Annotated in this window: 16 protein-coding genes and 1 pseudogene; 5 read left to right on the top strand and 12 right to left on the bottom strand. The window is 36.9% G+C overall.

Going from position 1 to position 18,545, the window contains the following annotated elements; genetic code table 11:
• Nucleotides 1–30: 30 nt before the first annotated feature.
• The 11 genes and pseudogenes from ABWU65_RS00285 to ABWU65_RS00335 all read right to left on the bottom strand — a co-directional run bounded on the left by ABWU65_RS00285 (nucleotide 31) and on the right by ABWU65_RS00335 (nucleotide 10,781).
• The gene (locus tag ABWU65_RS00285; protein ID WP_353280018.1) at nucleotides 31–1,035 is read right to left on the bottom strand and encodes a major capsid protein; all 1,005 of its coding nucleotides are present in this window, start codon (nucleotides 1,033–1,035) and stop codon (nucleotides 31–33) included.
• Between the two features lie 37 nt (nucleotides 1,036–1,072).
• Nucleotides 1,073–1,441 (bottom strand): head decoration protein, encoded by a 369-nt coding sequence (locus tag ABWU65_RS00290; RefSeq protein ID WP_353280019.1) that lies wholly within the window; start codon nucleotides 1,439–1,441, stop codon nucleotides 1,073–1,075.
• A 77-nt stretch (nucleotides 1,442–1,518) separates the two neighbouring features.
• Nucleotides 1,519–2,544: a S49 family peptidase gene (locus tag ABWU65_RS00295; RefSeq protein ID WP_353280020.1), complete on the bottom strand. Its 1,026-nt coding sequence runs from the start codon at nucleotides 2,542–2,544 to the stop codon at nucleotides 1,519–1,521.
• Complete coding sequence (locus tag ABWU65_RS00300; RefSeq protein ID WP_353280021.1) at nucleotides 2,544–3,956, bottom strand: phage portal protein; 1,413 nt, start codon at nucleotides 3,954–3,956, stop codon at nucleotides 2,544–2,546. Before ABWU65_RS00300 ends, ABWU65_RS00295 begins: the two co-directional genes overlap by 1 nt.
• A 95-nt stretch (nucleotides 3,957–4,051) precedes the next feature.
• Nucleotides 4,052–4,969 (bottom strand): annotated as a pseudogene (locus tag ABWU65_RS00305) (phage portal protein); the annotation flags it as partial.
• Nucleotides 4,970–5,194, bottom strand: a complete 225-nt coding sequence (locus ABWU65_RS00310) for a gpW family protein (RefSeq protein WP_264687029.1) — start codon at nucleotides 5,192–5,194, stop codon at nucleotides 4,970–4,972. It abuts the pseudogene before it with no gap.
• Nucleotides 5,184–7,022, bottom strand: a complete 1,839-nt coding sequence (locus tag ABWU65_RS00315; RefSeq protein WP_353280022.1) for a phage terminase large subunit family protein — start codon at nucleotides 7,020–7,022, stop codon at nucleotides 5,184–5,186. Before ABWU65_RS00315 ends, ABWU65_RS00310 begins: the two co-directional genes overlap by 11 nt.
• Complete coding sequence (locus ABWU65_RS00320) at nucleotides 7,019–8,500, bottom strand: ankyrin repeat domain-containing protein (RefSeq protein WP_353280024.1); 1,482 nt, start codon at nucleotides 8,498–8,500, stop codon at nucleotides 7,019–7,021. The genes ABWU65_RS00315 and ABWU65_RS00320 overlap by 4 nt, the downstream gene beginning before the upstream one ends.
• Nucleotides 8,501–8,502: 2 nt before the next feature.
• Nucleotides 8,503–8,982 carry a hypothetical protein gene (locus ABWU65_RS00325; protein ID WP_353280026.1) on the bottom strand — a complete coding sequence of 160 codons (480 nt, stop codon included), beginning with the start codon at nucleotides 8,980–8,982 and terminating at the stop codon, nucleotides 8,503–8,505.
• Nucleotides 8,983–9,010: 28 nt separating this feature from the next.
• Nucleotides 9,011–10,222: a DNA modification methylase gene (locus tag ABWU65_RS00330; protein ID WP_353280027.1), complete on the bottom strand. Its 1,212-nt coding sequence runs from the start codon at nucleotides 10,220–10,222 to the stop codon at nucleotides 9,011–9,013.
• Nucleotides 10,223–10,325: 103 nt separating this feature from the next.
• Nucleotides 10,326–10,781: a crossover junction endodeoxyribonuclease RuvC gene (locus ABWU65_RS00335; RefSeq protein ID WP_226080673.1), complete on the bottom strand. Its 456-nt coding sequence runs from the start codon at nucleotides 10,779–10,781 to the stop codon at nucleotides 10,326–10,328.
• Between the two features lie 516 nt (nucleotides 10,782–11,297).
• Between ABWU65_RS00335 and ABWU65_RS00340 the strand changes: the two genes are divergently transcribed.
• From ABWU65_RS00340 to ltrA, 3 genes are all read left to right on the top strand, one after another.
• Complete coding sequence (locus ABWU65_RS00340; RefSeq protein WP_172758862.1) at nucleotides 11,298–12,320, top strand: virulence RhuM family protein; 1,023 nt, start codon at nucleotides 11,298–11,300, stop codon at nucleotides 12,318–12,320.
• Nucleotides 12,321–12,766: 446 nt separating this feature from the next.
• Nucleotides 12,767–12,889, top strand: coding sequence for a hypothetical protein (locus tag ABWU65_RS00345; RefSeq protein ID WP_262986403.1), 123 nt, complete (start codon nucleotides 12,767–12,769; stop codon nucleotides 12,887–12,889).
• 43 nt (nucleotides 12,890–12,932) lie between these two features.
• On the top strand, nucleotides 12,933–14,177 hold the full coding sequence (gene ltrA / locus ABWU65_RS00350) for a group II intron reverse transcriptase/maturase (protein ID WP_353280030.1): 1,245 nt from the start codon (nucleotides 12,933–12,935) through the stop codon (nucleotides 14,175–14,177).
• A gap of 706 nt (nucleotides 14,178–14,883) precedes the next feature.
• Here the strand turns inward: ltrA and ABWU65_RS00355 are convergent.
• Nucleotides 14,884–16,938 (bottom strand): AAA family ATPase, encoded by a 2,055-nt coding sequence (locus ABWU65_RS00355; RefSeq protein WP_353280031.1) that lies wholly within the window; start codon nucleotides 16,936–16,938, stop codon nucleotides 14,884–14,886.
• Nucleotides 16,939–17,155: 217 nt separating this feature from the next.
• On the opposite strand from ABWU65_RS00355, the gene ABWU65_RS00360 reads away from it, so the two are divergent.
• A complete protein-coding gene (locus ABWU65_RS00360) occupies nucleotides 17,156–17,671 on the top strand; it encodes an RNA polymerase sigma factor (protein ID WP_353280032.1) in 516 nt (171 codons plus the stop codon).
• Nucleotides 17,672–17,727: 56 nt separating this feature from the next.
• The gene (locus ABWU65_RS00365; RefSeq protein ID WP_353280034.1) at nucleotides 17,728–18,540 is read left to right on the top strand and encodes an ATP-binding protein; all 813 of its coding nucleotides are present in this window, start codon (nucleotides 17,728–17,730) and stop codon (nucleotides 18,538–18,540) included.
• Nucleotides 18,541–18,545: the final 5 nt, after the last annotated feature.

Genomic DNA, 18,545 nt, shown 5'->3' on the forward strand with positions numbered 1-18,545 from the left:
AACTGCCTTTTTGTTGCTCTATCAGTATTGTTATATTGCAACGACCTTGACCAAAACGGCCGGGCGGTGGCACATTGGCAGAGGGTTTGACTGCGTATGCAAATCAGTCCCTCTATCAAATCTTCTTGGCTCTTGTTTTGCATAAAGTGGCTGTCCTAGTGTATTTACTGTTTCATTAAAATCTGCTGGTGCAAAATATGTTGTAAATGTGCTCGCTGTTCCTACTGGAAAACAGTGCCCTGTATCTTTCTCAATAAATCTTCTCACCGTTCCTTCAGGGTCAGTTGCTTGCCCTCTATATTCTTCAAATGTGATGCCACAAAACGTAAATCCTGATCTCATATCGTTCCTTAGTGCTGCTCCTTCTTGCCATCTCTCATATGCTTCTTTCACTTTACTATGCGAAGTTAATGCATCAAAAAACTCAGGGCTTACTAAGGCATGAACTCCTGTCATATATTCACCACTTAGATTATCTTCTATATGCCGGAGTACTTCCAGACACTTACGTTTTACATCAGTTGTTGCAGTTCCTAGTGCAAAATTTACTACTTTTGGTGTGATTTCAAATTCGTTGTACAGATTTAATAATTCTGACCCATCAGCATCTAAAATTATTCCTTTTAGCGCTCCCATTCGCAAATGCTCTAATGTTATTGCATGTTTGTTTCTCATCAATTGCAAATGATCGGTTATTACATCTGCCAGCGCTTTAAGTTCACTCTCTGATCCAAATGCCCTTATTCCTTGTACTTCTTCTGGCAGCACTACATCATCATGCGGAATGTGCGGAATCGTAAACGTTCTTACCTTTCTTTTTCCTCTTTTTCCTACTGTTGCTGGTGCTCCTGGAACTTGCGTTGGTAGTAAACTTAATATTCCGTTTTGCTCTTCTATGGTAATATGTCGAAATCTTACTGACCTACTTGGAAATAAATTTAAATTTTCAATTCGTCCATAATTTATCGGCAATATATTCATCGCATTTGTTAGTGCCGTCATACTAAATGCTGTATTTGTAAATGGATTTTGCATTTTTTCTTTTCCCCCTTTTGTATTTTTAATAGTTTTTTTAAGCTCCCTTGCGGATAATGATCCCTCGTCCTTCAAGTTGCTTTATTGCTGCATTTTTCTGCTCTTCAGTGATATTTGCTGGCCACACAACCGCACGATCAGCTAGCATTGCAACACGAGTAATAATTACTGCTTTAGCATTTTCTGTCGCATTTACATCACTTACTATTGCACCTATTGCTGTTTGTGTACCATCTGTGGCAGTTGGATTTATTATCTTAACCATGCTATCTTTATCGAGAGCCACTACTGTACCAAGCTTTAGGTTCTGCCCTTTTGCTACTGTTATTTGATCTCTTGAATATAGACTTGATGCCTCATACTTTAATAAGTCACCTAGATTATTTTGTTCGGTTATACATGTCATATTTTCTTTTCTCCTTTTTTTCCTTTAGTTTTACCGCCATGTTTGTAGTTATTGTACGCGGCGGTTATAAAAATACTTTAACTCCTACGACTTCTTGCTACCTGCATCATCAAATCTTCCGGAGAATTCTGTGGTATTGCACTCAGTATTTCTGTCTTCTTCGTTCGCTCTGCTAGCAGTTCCATTAAAACTTCCCGTGCTTGCTCAACACTTACGCCCTGCTCAATAAATTCTCCTATCTTTTCTGGCATCTTTGATATATTACATAATCTTATTATCTCTAAAATTTCTCTACGACAGTTCTCGTAGCCTTCCTCAGTTAACTCATTAGTTGTCATACTAACACTCCTATGATTATTGATAAATTCAAAAAATGTTGTAACTCCATCTGCAAGATCTATTTCTACTGCTTTCTCCCCAAAATATAGCCCTGCTTCTGTTGATCGAATCTTTTCAATTGAAAGACCTCTGTTCCTTGCTATTAGCTGCAAAAACATTTCATATAGTCGGTCTACTTCTTTTTGTAAGCTTCCCAGACTTTCAGACGTCATTGGCTCATGTGGGTTTAAATCATTCTTTCGACTACCAGCAAAGATTGTAGTGTACTTAATACCTTGCTTTTCATCAAACCTACTTTGATCTATATGACTTGCTATTACTCCAATACTGCCAACACCAGAAGTTCTGCTCACAAATACCTTCTCAGCGCTAGAGGCTATAGCATATGCAGCAGAATATGCATCATCATTTGCTATTGCAATAATTCTCTTTTTTGCTCTTGATTCATAAATAAAATCAGCTAGGTCAAAGACACCGTTTACTTCCCCTCCTGGACTGTCTATGTCAAGTAGAATCATCTCTATGCTTTTATCTTCTAAAGCACTCTCTATCTCTTCATGAATATTTTCATACGAAGTCATGTCTAAAATATGATCAAAAGCTTCTGTTTTTTTAGTCAAAACTCCATAAATACGTATTATTGCTATTCCTTTTGGGTTTATATGAAAATACTTTGAGTTCTTAAAGATAGGTTGTTTGCTGTTATATAATGATAGTAGTTCAAAGCTTCTTCTCTCTACCATTATTGGCTTATTTATCCACATCACCTTCCTTCCCTTTTATGGTTAACATCAGAATCGAAACAAAGTCCAAAAGAATTAGCACGCTTTTGATCTTCTGCTATTTCTTGATCAATTTCTTCTACATCGTAACCCATTTCTGATACTACTTCCGATCGACTCTTAAATCCATTTCTTACTGCCATTTGCTGTGCTTGTTGATCTTTTAAAGGATCCACCCAATCAAATCCCTGCGGTATCCATTTTACTTCTTTTAATGTCTGCTCATCGTTTGCAAAAATTTTCCCAGATAAAAGTGCAAGTTCAATCCATCTATTCCATATAGGCCTACAAAATTGGAATACCATGATATTATGTTGTAACATAGAGCAACGACGACGAAACTCTATCAATCCTGCCCTAATAGATGAATAATTGACATTGGTTAAATCCCCTGTAAGCTGTTCGTAGGTAATTCCTATACCAATAGCAATTGCTCTAAGCTGCTGTCTCATAAAGGCCTCATAGCTTCCACCAACATCAGATGGTTCTGAAAATTTAATATCCTCACCTGGATCTAAAAGTTGCATAGTTCCTGGTTCAAGTCCTGATAACGCAACTCCATGCTCATTTGATTCACTCTCTCCCATAATATTTGCTTCAGGATCAAGTCGTGTAATAAATCCCGCAAACATTGCCGCAGTTTTCTTTCTAACTAGCTCTGCATCGTCATATTGATCAAGTTCGTAAAGTTTCAAAAGTACGTTAGAAAGCCATGGTTCTCCTCTTATTTGCCCAGGTCTTTGTGGTTTATAAATATGAAGTACATCACTTGCTGGCACACGAACTGATTCTCCAATTATGCTTTCTCCTGGATGCTCTCTAAAAAGGTAATATGCTTCTCTTTGCCCAAGTCTATTGAACTCAATACCATTTCGAATAATATTACCATTTGCAAGTGTTTGATTGGTTTTGTTGTCTAAATGTTCTGACTCAAGCGCTTGTAGCTGCAATGGCACAGAAAGACCATCTTCAGGTTTACGGTTTCTGAGGCGTACAAAACATTCCCCGCCTTCAATCATACCTCTGCATACTAGAGCTTGTAGTCCGTAGAAATCACTAACTCCATTGCTATCTGCTTCATCGGTCCAATGAAGCCACAATTCCTGGACTTTCTTTTTTAATTCAGCATCTTTTGCTTTTGATTGCGGCTTTATTCCTGTCCCAACGCAATTACTCACTATCGTATCGATAATATTTTCAGCGTAAGGATTTTTTCTCACCATATCACGAGAGCGGCTGCGTAATGTTTCAAGGCTATTAGAAAGTAAGCTATTTATGCTACCTCTCTCTGGATGCCAATACATTAGCCTTCTTCCATAACCTGCTCCATCCCAAGCCAAGCTCTTGGTTTTTGGTAATTTGTTGAATAGTTGTTTTAGTGATTTTAGTAACATTTAGCCTCTCTTATGTTAATAAACCGCTTCATAAATTCTGAATACACCAACCCACTAGGTGAAATTTTTTCATTTTTTCTATTGACTTTTAACACAACTGCTGATGGCTCTGAAAATTTTATGTCCTCTCCTGGGTCTAAAAGCTGCATTGTTCCAGGTTCCAGGCCAGATAGTGCTACTCCTTGCTCACTTGCTTCACCTTCTCCCATGATATTTGCTTCTGGATCGAGTCTCGTAATAAATCCAGCAAACATTGCTGCAGTTTTCTTTCTCACCAGCTCTGCATCATCATATTGATCAAGCTCATAAAGCTTCAGCAGTATATTAGAAAGCCAAGGCTCTCCTCTGATTTGCCCAGGTCTTAATGGTCTATAAATATGTAAAACATCATTTGCTGGCACTCTCACTGATTCACCAAACGAGCCTTCACCAGGGTGTTCTTTAAATAGGTAATATGCTTCTCTTTGACCAAGTCGGTTAAATTCAATACCACTACGAATAATATTGCCATTTGCAAGAGTCTGATTGCTTTTGTTATCTAAATGTTCTGATTCTAATACTTGAAGTTGCAATGGTACAGAAAATCCATCTTCGAGTTTTCGATGTCGGAGGCGTATAAAACACTCTCCACCTTCTATCATACTTCTGCATACTAGAGCTTGTAATCCATAAAAATCACTTACTCCGCTACTGTCTGCTTCATCTGTCCATTTCAGCCATAATTCTTGCACCTTTTTCCGAAATTCTCCATCTCTTGCTTTTGATTGCGGTTTTATTCCTATTCCAATAGAGTTACTTACTATTGTATCAATTATATTTGCTGCATATGGATTTTTTCTTACCATATCCCGAGAGCGGCTACGTAAGTGCCCAAGGCTCTGAGAAAGTAAATTATTTATGCTTCCTAACTCTGGTTGAAAGTGAAAAAATCTTCTTCCTGAGCCTGCTGCATCCCACGCTGAGCTTTTTATCTTTGGTTTGTTAAATAATTGCTTGAAGGTTTTGAGCAGCATTTATAAAATTCCTTTACTCGTTGAAAAAACAATTTTCCTCTTTGGCCTCATGCCTGCAACTTTTAACCCCGCTTTTATTCGTTGCCTGAGATCCAATAAATCCTTTATTTGAACTTCCCCGTACCGCACAACATGGTCACCATATGCAATTGAGACAACTCTTTCTCCGCTTTGCAGTTTTTGAATTGCTTTCTCAACTTGAGTTAAATATTTTTCACTGTACATTTTGATTACCAAGCCACTTACTCTGTCTTACTTTTTTAGGTTTTTTACTTTCTGGTTTTTCACTTAAACTATTCCATTTACTCTCTGGCCATCTGTCTATTCCCAGTGCTATCGATGCTGCTCTTGCGTAAACTCGGCAATCTAGTACTTCATTTCTTTCTCTTACCTTTTGCCACTCTTGTTTGGTGTATCCTTTTACTACCTTGCTGACTAATTGCTCTGCTGTTAGCTGTTTAAAATATTCAGGTGCATACTCGGGAAAATGACAATATCCAGGTAGAGCTTTTCCCTCTTCTTCTTTCAAAATATTAAGTAATTGAAAAAGCTCTGACTTTAATATCGATACTCCTACTGGCCAGAGCTTTATTCCTCTTTTTAGCTTTTGACCACCAACTGTTATATCTACTCTACTTGGGCTGCTCAGTGGCACTAGTGCTTTATTTACACCTTTGACTGCCATTACTCTTCCAGATCCTTGATGACCTCTTACCCAGTTGTATACTTCTTGCGTTGCATATCCAGCATCTACCGCCATCATGCTTATCATATATTCAAGCCCATTTTCACCGATAAAATGATGATTGAGGAGCTCCGAAAGCTTTTTCCATACTTCTCTACTTCCTGTATCTCCTTCAAATACTCGGTAGTCTATTGACCAACTTTCACGACTTTTTCCCCATGCTACAACTTCTACTTCTAAACGATCTTTTTGGACATCTACTCCTGCTGTGAGAACTACTTCGCCTTTTGGTACTGTGCCTACGGGAAAAAATTCTCTTCTGTTAAATAATTGCTTCCAGTCTGGTACTTCTCCTTTATCTACCCAGGTTTCTCCAAGCGTAGTATTTATCCAAACTTTCAGTAATTGTTCACTTTCCTTTGCATGGAGAAAATCTTCTACTGCTTGTTGCCAACTATACCAGCCAACCGGGCTATAAAGACTTGAAAGATGAAATCCTTTTTTCTCACCTTTTACTCTATTAGTAGGCCTCCATTCTCCACGCTCAAGCATCTCTGTCTTTTGATGATTTTCTATCTTTTCACCACATTCTATACACATATAGTGTGCTGTATTTGGATTTTTATCTTCCCATTTTATTTGTGACCATTTTAGAACTTGATAGTAATTACAATATGGACATGGTACAAAAAAATATCTCTTATCTGTTGCTTCAAATTCCTTCTCAATTCTGCTTATTCCATGAATCGTTGGTGTTGATACTAAAAAAATCTTTCGCCTTGCAAATGTATTAGTTCGAGCAATACTGAGCAGCACTGGATCTCCTTCACCACCTGAATCTCCTGGATAGGCGTCTATTTCATCAAGAAAGAGGTATTTTACTGGCATAGATCGGAGTCCTACACTGCTATTTGCTCCAGTTATTACTACTATTCCACCTGGAAATTCCTTACTTTGTACAGTATTTCCTGAATCTCTTGATCTTGGGTCTTTTACTTTACTTTTTAAACATGGTGTACTTTCAATAAGTGGCGCAAATCTTCCTTTTGACCAACGCTTTCCCATTTCAACTGTTGGCTGTACTACTAGCATTGGCCCTGGCGTTTGATCGATGATATAGCCAATCCAATTATTTCCTGCTTCTGTTCCTCCAATCTGTGCTCCTTTCATGAATACTACTTTTTCTGCTGGTGAGGACGGAGATAGTGAATCCATGATTTCTTTTAAATAAGGAGTTCTCTCTGTTCTCCATTTTCCTGGCTCTGATGCTGCAGTTGCTGCTAAAACTCGATACTCATTTGCCCACTCTGATACTTTAAGCTCTGGATCTGGTCTTAAACCTTCAGAAAAAGATGTAGCGTATATCATATTGCTACCTCTTCACCATCATTAGATGATACTTCAACATCACTTAAAATAGAACTGCACTCACTTGTTTTCTCACTTTCGAGTTCAATAAACATTTTCTTTTCAAGTGCTTCTTCTATGTACTTCTGAGTTAAATTACTCATTGTTATTGCAGCTATGAGCGCAACTATTCCCACCATTACCGCAGCTATAATGTTAGGGTAAATTCCTACTATCGCTATTGCGCATATTGTTATAGTGACACAGATGATATTGGTATATTTCTTTATTTTTTTGTCTGCTATTTTCCTTTCTTCAAAATATTTATTGCTCAATAAATGAAATGTTGGAAAGTTCTTCTGTCTTCCAAATAACACTATTTCCTTCTCTTTGCTCAGTAATTTTATTAATTTTGCGTTGTTCGTTATTATTGCATACTGAAAAACATCCGTGGCATCTGCTCCTCTCTTTAGCAACAACTTTACTACGTTAAAGTGACCATGCTTTGCAGCAACATAAATTCCCGTTTTTCCACTCTCATCTACAGCATCTATTTCAACTCCTTCACCAAGAATACCGTCTATTAGGTCTTCATATCCTTTTCTGGCAGCTAAATGAAGCAAACTGTTTTTATCAGCTCCGTATCTATTACTTGCTAAAATCTTTACTATATCTAATCTATTTGCTTCTTTTGCATAACAAAATGGTGTCTTGCCATTATCATCCTTAATTAAAGGATCTATATCTTCTCGAGTTAGTAAAACTTCTATTGTTTTAAGTCTTTCAGCGTAATGTAGAGGTGTTTTATTTTCATAATCTTGTAAATTAACCCCAGCATTAGGAACATTTATTAAGCATCTTACAATATCTAAACATAAGTCCCTTTCGTCGTAATTACTACTACTTATAGCTACGTGCAAAGAAGATAATTTCATTGCATTTCTGCCGCTACCAGCTATATTGACATTCGCACCAAGATTTGAAAGTAATTTTACTACTTCTAGCTTCTTGTTGTTCACTGCATAATGAATTGCTGCATGATTTCTCACGTCAAGAACATCCTTATCCGCGTTTCCTTCTCTAATTAAAATTTCTACTATTTCTTCATGTCCAGCTCCTGCCGCTAAGTGTAATGGTGTATGTAGTAAAGCATTCTGCTCATTAACATTAACTCCTTTGTTGAGTAAAAACCTTACAGCATTTGCTTCATTCAACATCGCAGCTAAGTGAAGTAAGCTATCTCCCTCTGATCCATATTTATGATTGATTAGTGCTTGTAATATTTCTTCTCTTGCACAAGAAAGCGCACTTTTACCATCATCATCAGCGATCAGTGGATTAATATTTTTCCTGTTCAGTAAGAGTGCAACCATACTAAGCTCGTTAATTTCTACTGCATAATGCAGCGGTGTCCTTCCATTTAATCCTCTAACGTTTACATCTACTCCTGGCTGATTAATGAGACACTCTATTAATTCTAAACTTAACTTAGCAGACATTATTAAAATTTAGCGTTAGATAATTCTTCAAGTGAGTTTGTAATCTCTTCAGTTAGCGTCTTATGAATCTTTTCAGTGTCACTCAGTGATGCAAGCAGTGCTGAAACCCTATTTGGAATATTAAGCAAATTATTACGGACAACTCTTGCTACATTAAATGCATCGCGCTTTACTTCCTCTACTGCTACAAGTTCACCAATCTCAGCCTTAGCTTTTGCCTCAAGCAGTTTACCACGTTCCATCTCATTTTTTATTCGCGTTTTTAGCAACATTGTAGAAAGGTTATTTGTATTTTCGTTTTCTGGATTTTTCCTCCTCAGTGGCTGACTTGGATCTCTTATTGCTGCCACCGCTTCATTTGCTTGTTCTCTATTGATCAAACCATCCTCCAACTCAACTATTCCTTTTTTTACTAAATAACAGACATATTGCTTTGATACTCCTATCTCTCTTGCCCATTCCGTCTGCGTGATTTTTTCCACTCTTTTCCTCCTCTCTTTTTGCTCTTTTTTACGAATTTTCTTCTTGAATTTCTGCAAAAGTTTTACCAGTACTGGCTAAAATGGCATCTCTTCCGGTATATACTTGCCAACGTTTTATGGTTACATCTACAAATTTTGAATCTAGCTCTATTGTTCTGCAAATTCTTCCTGTTCTCTCACATGCAATCAGCGTACTTCCAGAACCGCTAAATGGATCAAGTACAGTATCCCCAGGTCTGCTGCTATTAACTATTGCTTTCTCCATTAGCTCTACTGGCTTCATTGTTGGGTGCAGTGAGTTATGTATTGGCTTATCATAAAACCATAGATCACTTTGATTTCTACCGCCATGCCACTCACGTTTATTGCCCCTTTTCCATCCATAGAGCATTGCTTCGTATTGTCTTTGATAATCAGACCTGCCTAGTGTAAAATGATTCTTTGCCCAAATGATAAATGTTGACCATTTTCCTCCTGCCTCCTCAAATGCTTTTTGCAACGTTGAAAACTCTGATGATGATATGCAGATGTAAATTGCTCCTTTCGTATATGCTAAAATATGAGTACAAATATCATAGAGAAAAAGCTCATACTTTTCACCTTGATTATCATTTAGTATCTTTTTATCTTGGCTATTACCATAATCAACGTTATATGGAGGATCACAAACAGTAATATCTGCCATTTTATCATCTAACAGCGCTTTATATGATTCAACTACAGAGCTATCACCACAATAGATTCTATGATCACCTAAAATCCAAAGATCACCTGGCTTTGTTATTTCTACCTTTTTGTCATCAACAACTAAGTCAGAAAGATCTTCTTCTTCACCATCTAAATCATCAAGAAAGTTTTGAACTTTTTCTAGCTCAAATCCTGTCATTTTTAGGTCAAACTGCAAATCTTCTAATTCTTGAATTTCCACCTTCAAAAGATCATCATCCCACTTTGCCCAATTAGCTGATTGATTTGCCAGTAATCGAAAAGCTTTGGTTTGTGGTTCATTTAAATTATCACTTAAGACCACTGGAATACTCTCCATACCAAGTTTTCTTGCTGCTTTAAGTCTTAAATGACCATCAACCACAGTTCCATCGCTTTTTGCAACTATTGGAATACGAAAGCCGAATTCCCTGATTGAAGCACACATTCTGTTGACCACATCGTCATTTTTACGTGGATTACGATCATATTCAACTAGGTTTCGAGTAGGATAGTAGTGGATTGCTAAATTCATATCTTAATAATTAAAAAGTTAATATTCAAAATATCTCTGACGCTAAAGAAGGCCTGGGGTCTGACCCACCAAATCCGCCATTCTGGCTGAAAGGACCCACTTTTTATGGATTTTTCGTCTTATTAATATCTTTACTAATATAGAACATTAATGCCAAAGCATCGGCCTCATTATCATCTCTAGGTGAAAAACTTTTTTCACGTATCGCTTCAATAACTTCACTCTTACTTGCATTGCCTTTGCCTGCTATAAAGCGTTTGATAGTTTTAACATTAACACCTTGGTAGGGAATATTGTTCTCTTCACACCAAGCAGACAGAACTGCGAGAAAACCGCCATAGCAATGCGCTGCATCAGTTCCTAGATGTCTTCTCACTTCCTCAAAATACACTGCAGAAATGTCTTTCAAAGAATTGAGCCAATTACGAAAATTCAAGAAGCACATGCCACCTCCGCTAAAACGGCTACCATGAAAACTTTTGCTCCCACTTTCAATTACTCCATCTGTTAGAATTGCCCAGCCTGTCTGTTTACCGAGGTCCAGTGTTAGGATTGACATTATTTAAAACTATAAGTAGCACTGATTCCAAAATATCGTCTGGTTCCTCGAACGTACTATCAAAAAGCGGTTTATAGTTTTTTTGTTGGCCAACAACGGAAATTCGAGAATCATGTGCTACTCCTAAGAAGTATATGGATTAAGGTTGTCTACGTTATAGTAGCTCTTTCAACTACCTCTTAACAGATATATACTAGAAATGAGGTTGGAAATTTGATTTGCACTAAATTTTTTTTGTTTGAGTTAAGTTATTTCTTCTCAATTACGCAACTTAGCAAACACTTTGTTTCTCTTGCTATCAGCTAATTTAAAGGTTTTCTGGGAACACTCAATAAAAAAAGATGAGAGATACAAGGAACTTATGAAAGCTGTTGCAAAGTGAGTTTTCTCCTTCATATAAATTTTTTCTTTACAATGAATAAAAAAAATGTTAAACTTACGAGTAAGTTTACTTATATCAATCTAATCATTAGTAGTACTTTTTATTTGCTTTTCAAAGGGTGTTAAAGGAAGTGTATGAACAGGAATCATAATGAAATTTTATTCTATGAAACAGATGATGGAAAGGTATGTATTGAAGTTAGATTTGAAAATGAAAATCTATGGCTTACTCAGAAACATATGGCTGAGTTATTTGGCTGTTCAACTGATAATATTTCATTGCACCTAAAAAACATTTATCTATGTAAAGAACTAGATAAAAACTCAACTACCGAGGAATCCTCGATAGTTCAAAAAGAGGGAGAAAGAGAAGTAAAACGTGATGTGGTTTTCTACAATTTAGAGGCTGTGATATCAGTTGGTTATCGTGTCAATTCAGAGCGTGGTGCTGCTTTTCGCACATGGGCAACTGATAAGCTAAAGAAGTATATTTTCAAAGGTTTCGTGATTGATAGCAATAGATTTAAAAATGGCTCTAGATTTGACACTCGGTTTTTTGATGAGTTGCTTGAAGAAATTAGAGAAATTCGTGCAAGTGAGCGTATGGCTTATCAGAAAATCACAGACATTTATGCAACTTCAGTAGACTATGCAAGCTGTTCAACTGAAACAAAAAATTTCTTTGCTATAGTGCAGAATAAATTGCATTTTGCTATTACTGGAAATACAGCAGCAGAAATTATTGCTAACAGAGTGGATAGAAGTAAACCTAATATGGGATTAACAAATTGGCGTAAGGGGCCTAAGGGAAAAATCTTTCTTTCTGACACGCAAGTAGCAAAAAACTATTTAGATAAAAATGAAATTGCTCAGCTAAACAGAATAGTAAATATGTATATAGATTACGCAGAGTTTCAAGCTGCCAGGGGTAAAGTAATGTATATGAAGGATTGGAAAGAGAAACTCGATGCATTTTTAAGATTTAATGAGCAAGATATATTACAGAATTATGGCAAAACCTCTCATGAAGTAGCAATTGCCCTAGCTACAAAAGAATATGAGGTATTTAGAAAAACACAGGATAAGTCATATAAGTCAGACTTTGATAAATTGGTGGAAGAAAAGAAAAGTCTTGATCAAAAAAGTGTAAAAACTTAGAGCTAAATTTCATAAAAGTAAAAAACAATTTAGAAATGCCTCTTAATTGAGTTTTAAGCTATTCTAGTGTGCCGTAGAGACACAAAGACTGTTCAGAAAAGAACAAGCTGAGTGCAAAAGCTACGCAACAGATGAGGGTGGGCCCCTTGAAGCCAGTTTACAAGAGCAGGCTTCAAACAACCATAAGCTGCTTTGGTAAAGAGCCAAGGTAGTGAGCGTTATGGAAAAGGCACAATTATGTGTCATGTGTGAAATAGAGAGATGAACGAAAGTGAACCACTGAACACGTGTCGAAACTTAATGCGATGATGTCAAAACCAGGTGCGTAGAATTCACTTGGGATAAACCTATCGGGAGCTTGTTTACTGGGTAGGTGGCGTCCGGCATAGAGGTGGCATGAATCTATTTCAGGCTATTGTGTGGAACTGCGGGAACCTGTCGTTTCGATGATAAGGGAGAAATCCAAAGAGCTGATCTCTGAGGGTGAGAGTACCGATGCGAAAAACAGGGACGGATCAGCTCGTAGTAGTGAAGAAGTTTCTGTAATGGAAATGGAGCGAAGGGGCTGAGTTATTTAGTTTTAATTATTTATCAACCGAAAGGGAGGAGTTAATGAATAAAACAAAGTCTTTTGATATACCAAAGCAACTTATTTGGAAAGCTTATAAACAAGTATCGAAAAATAAAGGAGCGGCAGGTGTAGATGGGGTCTCGATAACAAAGTTTGAGGAAAATCTAAAAGATAATCTATACAAATTATGGAATCAGATGTCATCCGGAAGTTATTTTCCAGAGCCAGTAAAAGCTGTTGTAATACCAAAAGCTACAGGAGGAGAGAGAATATTAGGCATCCCTTCAGTAACAGATAGGATAGCACAAACAGCTGCCACAATGTATCTTGAGCCGTTGGTAGACCAGAAGTTTCATGAAGATTCGTATGGCTATAGACCAAACAAATCTGCACTGGACGCGGTAAGTACGACTTGCAAGAGATGCTGGAAGAATGATTGGACGGTAGATCTGGATATATCTGGATTTTTCGACAATTTGGATCACGAGTTAGCATTGGAAGCAATCAAGAAGCATACAGACTGCAAATGGGTCATACTGTACGTTGAACGGTGGATGAAAGTCCCTATTCAGCAAGCAGATGGTAGTAAGGTAGTTAGGGATAAAGGAGTTCCGCAAGGAGGTTCGATAAGCCCTATAATTTCGAACATATTTATGCATCATGTATTTGATATGTGGATGAGACAAAACTATCCAACCATGCCATTTGAGAGGTATGTAGACGACGCGATAGTACACTGCAAAACTCAGAAGCAGGCGGAATTTATCAAGGTAATGATCGGAAAAAGATTGGCTGAGTATAAGCTAAAACTACATCCTGAGAAGACACAAATAGTGTACTGTAAGGACCACTACAGGAAGGGCGAATTTCCCAAACAAAGCTTTGATTTTCTAGGCTACACTTTTAGACCTAGGTTAGCAAAGAACAAAGTTAAGGGTTATAGAGTCTTATTTATGCCTGCAATTAGCAACAAAGCCAAGAAAAAGATCCACCAAGCTATAAAATCATGGAAAATACACAGGCAAACATCTACAACCATGGAGGAGATATCAAAGAAAGTAAATCCCATAGTCAGAGGCTGGTTTCAGTATTATGGCAGGTTTTATAAATCAGAGATGCATCCAACTCTCAGAAATATAGAGAGATACCTAATAAAGTGGGCTAGGAAAAAATATAAGAAACTTCGAGCTCATGGAAGACTAGCGAGCCAATTTCTAGGAAAGGTGAGAAAAAGGTCTCCAAATATTTTCTACCACTGGGAACTAGGACAAGGATCAAAAGGCTAAATAATGGGAGCTGTGTGAGCTGAGAGGTTCATGCACAGTTCTGCGAGAGACTGGTGGGGAAGTTCCGCCGGTCTACTCTCCCGTAAGTAACTTAGGTCTTGGTGGTAAATTGTACCCCAAAGTCATAGAATCGTTCTAAATCCGCATTAAAAGCTATTTCTTGTATTTATGAATATTTTAAGACCTTTCCAGTTTCCCTAACTTCTTTTTTCTTCACTCCCTAAGCATTACTTTAATTCTAGTTAACCTCATTATATTTTCATATTGTTTATTATTATTTGTTATTAGTATATATATATGTATAGTGTTATTTACATATTATAATAATATATAAGATTTTCGGAAAGTGGAAAGCTAGCTACTGTAGCGGGTTCTAGGGCGATCTGATTCATTAAGTCTTTTGGAAATGGAAAGATAAAGTCTTATAGATATTAAATGGATAAAAATACTGAATTTCAATGGTTTAGGTGTATTATATTTCTGTTTCCTTATTTTGAAATTTTGCCGGAAATCACGGAAACTATAAAACTCAGATCGGCCTAGCCAAAGTAATGAAATACATCAAGCTTGCCTATAGTTGCGAAATTTGTATTCCCAGTTTGGCTTAAATGCTTTTTGTATGACCCATTTTTTAAATAAAAGTTTTTTCAAGTTTGTAATTAACCTTTTATTATAGCAGATTTATGCTGATGGCTGTAAACTGTTTTTAAAGACTATTAGCAACTTTGAATTTCCCTGCACCCAGCTTAAATTTACCTTCACCTCTTGCAAAAGGACCAGTTGGAACATCAAGCCACTTATCTTCTTTTGAATCTGCAGCCATACCTTTTACTATCTTATTTTCATTTAGCAAACTCTGTACTAAACGTTCAAGTTTATGTCTGCTAGCATTATGAAACATGGGTGGTAATTTATGCCGTTGCTTGAAAACTCCAGGACCACCTGTATGCGTAAATGGATGGCCTTCGTGGGCTGAAAGTTTAATGTAGTGAATAAGTATATTTTTTAACTCTTCATCAGAGGACTTAATAGCATTAATTTGTTCAGATATATCTTCTAGTAAGCCTGTTGATGAACGCAAATAAGTTCTTACACTTCTGTCTGCTGCCCCATTGGACTTAACCACTGCTCCCTGATAAATTTTACTATGAGTTCTTTCAAGCTTTAGTGTATTACACACTGAATTTTGATGCTCTACTGGTGCAGGCCATAATGCAAAAGAGCATCTAACTCCATCAACAAGTGCAGTTGTACCTCTTATTGCATCTCTTGCTTGTTCTACGGTTGTAATTGATCCACATTTAGGTTTTCTCATATGATGTGCAGCAATTACAGTCGCTCCTGTTTCAGTTGCCAAACTTGCAAGCAATCCTGTTGAATACCACCCAAGTTCTGGATCTGAATTTATATCAGCATGAACAAACGATACTAATGGATCAAAAATAATCAGTTTTAAATTTTCAATTGCATTTAATTGTTCGCTAATACCTTCAAATTTTTCTGAAGTTTCAGGACATTTACCACGCGTATTGGTTTTTATTATAGAAAATGGTCCTCCTGTGTTTGGCATAGGTACAATAAATACACGATCCTGGTACTTTGCTCTATTACCTTCAGGATCAAGACGTTCTAAGCGACGATGTATCTCATCTGCATCATCTTCTGCTGAAAAAATTACCACTGATCCGTGCTCTTTTACAAGCGAACCAAAACCACAGATCTGATCTGTATCACTTGCAACTTTGAGAGCTAAATCAAGTAGTAGCATTCCTTTGCCTGTATCTCCCATAGCAGCTACTATTGAAGTAACGCCTAAAGGAAATAACCCTTCAACTAGGAACTTTTGTGTTGGTACTTCACCTAAATAACGGCTGAGATTCCAATCTAAAATATTGAGTTTATCATTTTTCTTTAACCTCCTTTCAATAAACTCAGAAGCTCTTATTCCTTCTAACACACACTCAGCAGCATCCCAGCCTTTTGTTTTATTTTGTGGAATATTAAGAATAACAAGTGATTCAACTCCGATCTCTAAAAGCTTTTTTTCAGCATTTTTTGCGTATTTATTACCTGCTTCATCATTATCTGGCCATATAATAATATGTTTACCCTTTAGGGGCGACCAGTCTGTTTTATCAACATCTGCGTTTGCTCCAGACATTGTTGTTGTAGCTACAATTCCTTGTTCTATCAGCGCTTCTGCACATTTTTCTCCTTCAACCAGAATAACTTTATCAGACTTTAAGATTTCTGGAATGTTGTAGAGTGGCCTTATCTCTGGTGCTGCAAACTTAGATTGTTTGACATCAAAAGGCTTGTATACTTTTTTCTTTCCTGGAGGATCAGAACGGTAAACTTTTACAATTACCTGGCCATTTTCATCATAATAATTCCAACTGTGGGTAATAAATTTCTCGAAGTCTTCATCAACATATTGTTTCTCTCTGTATTTTTTATTATTTCCGAGCCATTCACTTATTGAAGCTATTACCTCAGGAAACTCTGTCCTTGCATTCTTTCTATGCACAGCTGCCCAAAGGTCGATAATGTCACCACCTTCTCCAGTTGCAAAATCATTCCATAACCCAGCTCTACTGCCACTTAATTCTACTACCAGACTTTTTCCTTTGTTACCATGCACATCACCTACGTAAAACTTATCACCACGAAAAGTTCCTCTTGGCAAAAGGTAGAAAAGGCAAGATCTTATGTTAAGCAATAGTTCTGTTTTATCATTTAAAGATTTAGAATCGATATTCATAATAAAACCACAAATAACCTTATATAAGAGTTATTCAAGTTTTGAAGGCTAATGTTTACATCGACATTATTTTAAATGCTACCGCAATTATTCTCAAAAAAAAGCAAGCGAATATCAATAGGTTAAAAATCGTACCACAATTATTTAAATTTCTCTGAACCTGCAATTAACCGTCTATAAAGGTCATCCTTGACAGTTAGTTATTCAAGGAGCTTCAATGAAATCAAAGAATTCTTACTCAGGAATTGATCCCATAATTGTCAAGTACGTTAGACATTACGCAAAATGTATAAAGAACTTAAAGTGTTTTGCGCATGAAAGTCTTGAAGATATTGAGCAAGAACTTTTCTGTATGATTTGGCCTGCTATTGAGAAGTATGACGAAAGTAGAAGCTCTTTTTCTACCTTTGTATGTCAACTTGTTAAGTGTAGAGCTATTAATTTAATCAATAAGCAACTCTGTAAAAAACGTGGTGGCAGACAAGGTATATTCTATGTTGATCCTGATGATCTACATGAAGTAGTTGATGATAGATGTCGTTTTATCACTGAAATCACAACTCGTATTGATGTGAACGATGTTATCTCAACACTACCCCAAGAATGGCAAGTACTATGCAGACAACTGGAATTTTTCAGTGTTCCAGAAATAGCTGAAATAAATGGAATACCACGCACAACAGTTTATAACACTTTGCAACGAATAAGACGGCACATAAAAATTTTTTTTTAGCAAATCAAACAACAAGTAACAGTTCTAGTATAACTCTTATAGGAGGGCCGCGATATATGACTTTAAAAATAATAAACAGCAAAGAAAGGGTAAAAATAGTAACAGGTGTAAAGTTAGTAATCTTTGGACCTTATGGAATCGGCAAAACCAGTCTGCTTAAAACTTTGAATGAACCAACACTTTGTCTTGATTTTGAAGCAGGACTTTTAGCTGTACAAGACTGGAAAGGGGATTCTATCAATATGCGCACTTGGAATGAGGCCAGAGATATTGCTTGTCTTATTGGTGGGCCAAACCCTGCACTAAAATCTGATCAAGCATACAGCCAAAGACACCATGAACATGTATCTGGCAAGTATAAAGATCTTCTTTCTGAAGTTTCTAAATACCGATGCATCTTTGTAGATAGTATAACCGTTGCCTCACGTTTATGTCTATTATGGGCAAGAATGCAACCTGAAGCTTTTTCTGATAGATCAGGAAAAGAAGATAAAAGAGCTGCTTATGGGTTGCTTGCTCAAGAGATGATGGCTTGGCTCAATCAGTTTCAACATATCAGAGATAAAGACATCATAATAGTTGGAACATTAGGTCAATATCTTGATGACTGCAATCGTCCAACTTGGCTACCTCAATGTGAAGGTGCTAAAACTGCTAGTGAAATTCCTGGGATAGTTGATGAAGTAATCAGTATGGTTGGAATTAAGAAAGATGATGGTACAGAGGTTCGCTCATTTGTCTGTCAGACTATTAATACTTGGGGATACCCTGCTAAAGATCGCAGTGGCTGCCTGAATATGGTTGAAGAACCTCATTTGGGTAAATTACTTGCGAAAATTAAAGCCAAAACCTTGGCTTCTGTTGCCTAAATTTA

It is taken from the genome of Wolbachia endosymbiont (group B) of Silvanus unidentatus, from assembly GCF_964028615.1.
Taxonomy (GTDB): Bacteria; Pseudomonadota; Alphaproteobacteria; order Rickettsiales; family Anaplasmataceae; genus Wolbachia.

What these genes read in the sequence shown, in the direction of transcription:
- ABWU65_RS00330 (WP_353280027.1), bottom strand. Translation starts at nt 10,222, where the DNA reads ATGAATTTAGCAATCCACTACTATCCTACTCGAAACCTAGTTGAATAT.
- ltrA (WP_353280030.1), top strand. Translation starts at nt 12,933, where the DNA reads ATGAATAAAACAAAGTCTTTTGATATACCAAAGCAACTTATTTGGAAA.
- ABWU65_RS00285 (WP_353280018.1), bottom strand. Translation starts at nt 1,035, where the DNA reads ATGCAAAATCCATTTACAAATACAGCATTTAGTATGACGGCACTAACA.
- ABWU65_RS00365 (WP_353280034.1), top strand. Translation starts at nt 17,728, where the DNA reads ATGACTTTAAAAATAATAAACAGCAAAGAAAGGGTAAAAATAGTAACA.
- ABWU65_RS00290 (WP_353280019.1), bottom strand. Translation starts at nt 1,441, where the DNA reads ATGACATGTATAACCGAACAAAATAATCTAGGTGACTTATTAAAGTAT.
- ABWU65_RS00335 (WP_226080673.1), bottom strand. Translation starts at nt 10,781, where the DNA reads ATGTCAATCCTAACACTGGACCTCGGTAAACAGACAGGCTGGGCAATT.
- ABWU65_RS00320 (WP_353280024.1), bottom strand. Translation starts at nt 8,500, where the DNA reads ATGTCTGCTAAGTTAAGTTTAGAATTAATAGAGTGTCTCATTAATCAG.
- ABWU65_RS00300 (WP_353280021.1), bottom strand. Translation starts at nt 3,956, where the DNA reads ATGTTACTAAAATCACTAAAACAACTATTCAACAAATTACCAAAAACC.
- ABWU65_RS00295 (WP_353280020.1), bottom strand. Translation starts at nt 2,544, where the DNA reads ATGTGGATAAATAAGCCAATAATGGTAGAGAGAAGAAGCTTTGAACTA.
- ABWU65_RS00345 (WP_262986403.1), top strand. Translation starts at nt 12,767, where the DNA reads ATGATAAGGGAGAAATCCAAAGAGCTGATCTCTGAGGGTGAGAGTACC.
- ABWU65_RS00310 (WP_264687029.1), bottom strand. Translation starts at nt 5,194, where the DNA reads ATGTACAGTGAAAAATATTTAACTCAAGTTGAGAAAGCAATTCAAAAA.
- ABWU65_RS00315 (WP_353280022.1), bottom strand. Translation starts at nt 7,022, where the DNA reads ATGATATACGCTACATCTTTTTCTGAAGGTTTAAGACCAGATCCAGAG.
- ABWU65_RS00355 (WP_353280031.1), bottom strand. Translation starts at nt 16,938, where the DNA reads ATGAATATCGATTCTAAATCTTTAAATGATAAAACAGAACTATTGCTT.
- ABWU65_RS00340 (WP_172758862.1), top strand. Translation starts at nt 11,298, where the DNA reads ATGAACAGGAATCATAATGAAATTTTATTCTATGAAACAGATGATGGA.
- ABWU65_RS00360 (WP_353280032.1), top strand. Translation starts at nt 17,156, where the DNA reads ATGAAATCAAAGAATTCTTACTCAGGAATTGATCCCATAATTGTCAAG.